The sequence below is a fragment of the Streptomyces sp. ADMS genome, from assembly GCF_033441795.1.
Taxonomy (GTDB): domain Bacteria; phylum Actinomycetota; class Actinomycetes; order Streptomycetales; family Streptomycetaceae; genus Streptomyces.
The window spans coordinates 1-5,881 of record NZ_JAVFVX010000210.1 but is presented as its reverse complement, the minus strand read 5'-3'; the positions used below and the strand labels follow the sequence as shown (position 1 = coordinate 5,881).

Here is a 5,881-nt window from a genome sequence, read left to right as displayed (position 1 = left end):
TGACCGGACAACGATCAGCACCGATCACCAGTCACAAGACCTGAGGCTGTAGTACCAGGCCGACGACGACCCTGAAGACCCACCCATCGCAGCCGTCGTCTACTGACGTTGCCGTCACCGTTGCCGTCACCGTTGCCGTCAAAGCCCCGAAGGCCCGCCGGAAGCAGTCCGGCGGGCCTTCGGCAGATCCTCGGCGAAATCAAATCCGGCGGAGATCAGTCTGCTCATCCCTGAACATCGACACCACCCCTACCATCGGAGATGTCTCGAACATTCCGAGAAAATTAGCCAGCGTCTCGCAATTCTTCAATCGAGGCAGAAATTAGGCCTAGATTCCCCTCTAGCCCGGCTAGCCCTTGAGCACTCTCCAGGAAATATACGGACCGAGACCTAAGCTCGCTACTAAATAGCCCACACATGAGAATTAGGTCGATACAAGCCGTACGAGAATCAAGCGTTGCGCTCGTTTCAAGAATCTCAACGTAGGCCGGATATCCAAGGCTGATCTCTTTCATGCACTCCGCTTCGGACGCCGGGCCGTATACGCCCGGATCCTCCTCGCTCACCACGGCGGCCGAAATATCCGAGAGAAGCCCTAGAATTAGATCTTCAGAATAGTCCGAGCAGCGCCATAGACAATGAACGAGACTAGACGCCAAGGCGGTCGAGGCTTCACATAGAAGTCCTTGCGCAAATGCGACCTGCTCTACCCGGCACGCAGCGCCCACCGCAACCTCCCGGCTGTCAGCGCGGGAAAGGTCCCAGAGGGCATCCCCGAGTATACGAGCATCACCAGAGACCCCTTGGAGTGATCCCCAGGAATGCCGTCTCAGTTCAAGGTCCATATCGGCCCCAACCACCCTTAAGCGTTATTCATCGAAGAGTCTCAATACGTCTGAATCGAACACTGTACCCGCCCCCTTGAACCCACTACGTCCGAACTGGCCTTCGCATGAGACGCAGATATTGATCGGCGCCCCAGTCCGAGGCCTTACGGCAGCAGTGAATACAATCTTCGACGGGTCGCCTCCGAGCTGGTTGACAACGCAAGTCTCTGCGCAGACACCCTTAGACGATGCACCTGCGGCGTACTGTCCGGTCTCCGAATTGTATCCAGCCGTGACAGTGGCTGGCCTCTTCCTATTGGAGAGCTGGGCCATTTCTCCGGCGTACTCATCTCGAAGCCCTTCTGCCTTCGACATGAGTTCATCTGGACCCAGACCTGCACCATCTCGGGGACCCGTTCCGCAATTGTGAACCAGTACGGGGGTGGCACCCGCCACCACATAGTACGTGTGCAGGCCAGGCCGCTCCTACCTGCAAGTTTGCCGGTCAGCGGGAGATTTGACAGTCGCCGGATGTTCGTGCTCGTGCGCTGGAATCTGCTGGTGTTGCCGTCACTACTGCCGTCAGTGGTCTACACCGCCTGGGGAATTCCAGGAATTCCGAATGCGTGTCAAGCGGCTTTGTCGTGCGGGGTGAGGCTGATGGTCAGGTCGGCGCCGAGAGCCTGAGCCAGGCGGCGCAGGAGGGGAAGCGTGGGCACGGTCCCGCCGCCTTCGAAGCGGGAGATCTGCGGCTGCTTCATCCCGCACCGCTCGGCCAGTTCGGCCTGGGACAGCCCGAGCTCGATGCGCCGGTCGTGGACGAGTTGCCCGAGCTCACGGGCGAGCGCGGAAGGCGGGTCCTGCATGGTTCCTCCCCGCCTCAGGCCGCTGGGGCGACGATGGTGACGGTGGGCTCGTCTCCGCCGGCGAGGTGCACGTCCACCGTGAGGTCCAGTGCGCGGGCCAGGCGCATGATGACCGCGATGGGCGGCAGCTCGGTGGCCGTCTCGATGCCTTCGATGTCATCGACGTCGACGTGCATGCGCTCAGCGAGATCGGCCTCGCTCAGACCCAGCTGCTTACGCCGGTCGTAGACGGCCTTGCCCAACGTCATGGCGAGGCCGGCCTCTTCGTAGACACGGTCGTACTCGGGGTCAGCGTCCAGGTGTTCGCCCAGCAGCTGGCGGTGGCGACGGGTCCTCCATTCGCTGTGGTTCATCGGTTCTCCTTGAGGTTGCGGCTGTAGAGGTCGTGCTCGGCGGCGGCTTCATGCTCTGCCTCGCACAATCGCTGTGCGGCGTGGGCGCGGTCCACTTCGGCCTGCTCGCGCATCTTGGTCTTGCGGAACACGGTGAGCAGCACGACACGTCGGCCGGGCGCCAGCCAGTAGGTGATCCGCTGATGGGCATCGCCCAGGCGGAAGCGCAGCTCGCGGAGCTTGCCGCCCAGGTGGCGGGAGTGCGGTTCGTCGAGCGTGGTGGGCTGCTCGGCGAGCAGGTCGGCGACGCGTTCGGCCTGCTTGTAGTGATGAGCGGGAATGTTCGCCAGCCACAGCCGCACCTCCGGCTCGATCTCGATCGAGTACCGCCCACTGTCCATAGCGCCGATGATATATGGCATGGGGTGCGAGAGCGCGACTTCGTACTTCAGGTCGTGTGCCGTCGCCGCGACCGCAGCCGCTCCAGCGTCGCACGCGCCCGGTACTCCCCCTTCGTCCTGATGGCACGGCGCCGCCCGCAAACCAGCGGCAGCCTGCCGAGGCGGCGCAGGGTCGGCTTCTTTCGGCAGGATCGGGCCCGAGCGGGAGAGGCAGCGTACGGCCGGGCTGGTGCGTCGCCCAGTCTGGCGGCGCGGGGCCGGGGCGGGAGAAGTCGGCCCCCGACGGGCGGCCGGGAGCTTCGCTCCCCGCCGGAGGCAACGCCGACCACCGCCCTCGGCAAGTCCGGCGGCGGGCGTGAGGGTCGGCCCCCTGGTCGGCCATGTGCCTGCGATCCGGCCGTAGGACGGTCGTGGGCGACAACTTGCCGTGCGACGCGCAAGGACTCCGCGCCCACAACTTGCTCCCGGCGGTGCCAGGTTGAGCCCCGCTCACGCCCGGGACCGGCAGCCCGCCGACACTCGGCACGAGCGTCGGCTGCTCGCCCGACGGTGGGTCGGTCGGCGATGTTCGGCCGGTTCAGACGGGCGGGGCCCGCCTTGAACCTCGTAGAGAAAATCTGAACGCACCGCCCTCCGCCCCAGCCCTCCGCCCCCCACCCGGCAAGGGGGTCAGCGGTCTCTCGTCTCCAGGGACTCGACACGGGCGCGGAGTTCGGCGAGCTGCTCGACGGCCTCGGCCAGCGCCTGCTCCAACGCCTCAACGCGGGCCGCGGTCCCGCCCGCAGGAGTACTCGCCTCCGCCGGGCCTTCGTCCTTGGTGTGGTCGTAGTGAGCGACGAAGGCACCCTTACCGGGACGGGAGACCGCCCACCCCTCCTGCTTGAGCAGGGTCATGGCCTTCTGCACGGTCAGGCTGGAAGCCCCGAACTCCCGCATCAGCACGGCCTGCGTCGGCAGCGGATCCCCCGGCCGCAGCCCGCCGGAGCGAATCTGCTCCCGCAGGGTCTCGGCGATGACCTCGAACGTCAGCTGCACCCCGCCGCCGCCCATCGGCTTGCGCCCGCGCCGCGTCGCCTTTACGCCCGCCACCCCGCCGCCTTCCGTGCCGTCTAACAGCTATTTCCGGCCCGTCCAAACCGGGAAACCGGCCCCACACTACCCGCGTTCCGCCGCCCACAGAAAGGAATGAGGAGGGATGCACTTGAATGCACCTGTGAGCCGATGTTAACGTCACGCACCCGTTGGTGATCAACACCGCGCCCCGCCGACCAGCCCTTACTGGTCCGGCCCCCGCGCCCAACTCCGAGGCGCCCCCGTTCCCCTGTGAGCCGATCACTTCGGCCTGCCCACGTCACCCCGCGCCGTACCGCTTCCGCGCTCCCGCCGAAAGGCCCCATTCCGCATGCCCGCACAGCTCCAACTCCCGTACCCCGCGACCGTTCCAGCCGCCTCGCGTCCCTCGTCGCCGGCGTTCACCACGCCGCCCTACCCGGCGAACGTCACCGCCTCTGCGGCGACAGGGCGGTCGGCGCTGGAGCGGCGCGCCAGGCTCACCGCCAAGCTGGCGAAACTCGCCGCCACCGGCCAACTCGCACCCCTCACACGGCAGATAGCCGGACTCGGCGGCTGCGCGCACCCGATCCGCCTCACCGGGCACCGCACCCACCTCCACACCGCCACCGGCGAGATCCTCCACCACTTCGACTCCGGCCGACTCCCGGCGGGCGAACTGCTGGTCCGCTGCGGCAACCGCCGTGCCACCCGCTGCCCCGCCTGCTCCACCGTCTACCGCTACGACACCTACCAACTCATCGCCGCCGGACTACGCGGCGGCAAAACAGTCCCCACCAGCGTGGCCGCACACCCGCGCGTGTTCGCCACCCTCACCGCCCCCGGCTTCGGCCCCGTCCACAACCAGCCCGACACCGGCCGCTGCCACTGCGGCCATACCCACCCCGACAACGACCGGTTGCTGGGCACCCCGCTCGACTCCGAGCACTACGACTACACGGGCGCGGTGCTGTGGAACGCGCACGCTCCGGCACTGTGGGCCCGCTTCACCACCCACCTGCGACGCGAGATCGCCAAGGCCGCCGGACTGACGCAGCGGACCCTGCGCCACCACGCCACGCTCTCCTACGCCAAGGTCGCCGAGTACCAGAAACGGGGCCAGGTCCACTTCCACGCCGTCATCCGACTCGACGGGCCCACCGGCCCCACCAGCACCCCACCCGCCTGGGCCACCACCGGGCTCCTCGACCACGCCGTCCGAGCCGCCGCCACACGCACCCGCGTCCACCACAAGGGGGAACCGCCGAAGCAACCGCAGCCCACCGGGGACATCCCCGCGTCCCAGCCTCAAGTCTCAGATCGGGCGGGGCGATTGGTGTTCCGGTTCGGGCGGCAGACCGACGTCCGCGCGATCCGCAGCACGGACTTCACCGGTGGCAGCCCGGTCACGGACCGGCATGTCGCCGCCTACATCGCCAAGTACGCCACCAAGGGAGCCGAGACCACCACCGGCACCCTCGACCGCCGCCTCCGACTCCTCGCCGAACTCGCCACCCACGACATCACCGACCACGCCCGCCTCCTGATCCACACCGCCTGGCACCTCGCCACCAAGCGACGGCACGCCCACCTCCGCCTGCGGCAATGGGCCCACATGCTCGGCTTCCGAGGCCACTTCTCCACCCGCACCCGCCACTACTCCACCACCCTCACCCACCTCCGAGCCGAACGCACCACCTGGCGAACCAGCCGACCCGACACCCAAACCCCAACCCCACCGCCGGCGTCGGCGTCGGCGTCGGCGTCGGCGTCGGCGGAGACGCAGGCCGGTCAGGCGGGCGACAGTCCGATCGGTGACCAGGCCGAGCACTCCACCGACCTGACCGCCGGTCACCGTCCCGGTCACCGCAACAGCGCCGGTCAACGCGTGGACTCGGACACCACGCTGGTCATCTCCCACTGGCGGTACGCCGGAACCGGCCTCCTACCCGAACACGAACACCTCGACCTCCTGACCGCAACACAGCAGACCCGACCCGAACAACCAACCCGAACCCGGCGCTCGAAGCGCTCCAGTGACCGCGCTGACCACTCCGCCGGTCACCTGGTCGGTCACTCCACTGGTCGGCTGACCGGTGCTGACCGGCCGGGGGCCGTCACGTGACCGCCGGCACGGAACTCCTCACCGTCCCCCAGGTCATGGCCCGCCTCCAACTCGGCCGCACCGCCGTCTACGACCTCCTCCGCACCCACCAACTCGCCTCGATCACCCTCGGCCGCGCCCGCCGCATCCCCACCCACGCCCTCACCGACTTCATCCGCACCCGCCTCGACCAGGAAGCCGCCGCCTGATGACCACACCCCGCGACACCCCCGTCTCCCGTCGTAGCCGCGCCAACGGCGACGGAACCGTCTACCAGCGCAAGGACAGCCGCTGGGAAGCC

The 5,881-nt window shown here is 67.8% G+C and carries 5 protein-coding genes and 1 pseudogene; 2 read left to right on the top strand and 4 right to left on the bottom strand.

Annotated features, from left to right (window positions below):
- Positions 1–1,456 precede the first annotated feature (1,456 nt).
- The 4 genes and pseudogenes from RB628_RS39080 to RB628_RS39065 all read right to left on the bottom strand — a co-directional run.
- A pseudogene (locus tag RB628_RS39080) lies at positions 1,457–1,672 on the bottom strand (helix-turn-helix domain-containing protein); the annotation flags it as partial.
- A 35-nt stretch (positions 1,673–1,707) separates the two neighbouring features.
- Positions 1,708–2,046 (bottom strand): helix-turn-helix domain-containing protein, encoded by a 339-nt coding sequence (locus tag RB628_RS39075; protein WP_103815984.1) that lies wholly within the window; start codon positions 2,044–2,046, stop codon positions 1,708–1,710.
- On the bottom strand, positions 2,043–2,426 hold the full coding sequence (locus RB628_RS39070; RefSeq protein WP_318325405.1) for a type II toxin-antitoxin system RelE/ParE family toxin: 384 nt from the start codon (positions 2,424–2,426) through the stop codon (positions 2,043–2,045). The genes RB628_RS39075 and RB628_RS39070 overlap by 4 nt, the downstream gene beginning before the upstream one ends.
- Positions 2,427–3,095: 669 nt before the next feature.
- Entirely contained in the window at positions 3,096–3,515 is a 420-nt protein-coding gene (locus RB628_RS39065; RefSeq protein ID WP_318325404.1) for a winged helix-turn-helix domain-containing protein, read from the bottom strand.
- 313 nt (positions 3,516–3,828) lie between these two features.
- Here RB628_RS39065 and RB628_RS39060 point away from each other — a divergent pair, with 313 nt between their 5' ends.
- Both RB628_RS39060 and RB628_RS39055 read left to right on the top strand, forming a co-directional pair.
- Positions 3,829–5,601 carry a replication initiator gene (locus RB628_RS39060; RefSeq protein ID WP_318325403.1) on the top strand — a complete coding sequence of 591 codons (1,773 nt, stop codon included), beginning with the start codon at positions 3,829–3,831 and terminating at the stop codon, positions 5,599–5,601.
- Entirely contained in the window at positions 5,598–5,789 is a 192-nt protein-coding gene (locus RB628_RS39055; RefSeq protein WP_318325402.1) for a helix-turn-helix domain-containing protein, read from the top strand. The genes RB628_RS39060 and RB628_RS39055 overlap by 4 nt, the downstream gene beginning before the upstream one ends.
- Positions 5,790–5,881: the final 92 nt, after the last annotated feature.